Annotated in this window: 1 pseudogene; it reads left to right on the plus strand. The window is 69.3% G+C overall.

The features are described 5' to 3' along the window. Positions 1-252, plus strand: a pseudogene (locus KVT32_RS30005) (cation transporter); the annotation flags it as partial. Positions 253-274 lie beyond the last annotated feature (22 nt).

Genomic DNA, 274 nt, shown 5'->3' on the forward strand with positions numbered 1-274 from the left:
ATCGACTACCTGAAGGTCGGGGCCGACCTGGCCGAGGTCGAAGGCGTGCTGTCGGTGCACGACCTGCACGTCTGGGACATGTCGCCCGGCCACCCCGCCCTGATCGGCCACCTGGAGATCGCCGACCTGGCCGAATGGCCGGCGGTGCTGCGCCGGGTACAGGCCCTGCTGCTCGACAAGCACGGCATCGACCACGTGACCCTGCAGCCCGAGGCGCCGGGCGGCGGTCCGCTCGACGGCACATCCCTGTAACGCTGTAAGCATCCTCTTACCC

The sequence above is a fragment of the Achromobacter sp. GbtcB20 genome (assembly GCF_019091095.1).
GTDB classification, from domain to species: domain Bacteria; phylum Pseudomonadota; class Gammaproteobacteria; order Burkholderiales; family Burkholderiaceae_B; genus Achromobacter; species Achromobacter mucicolens.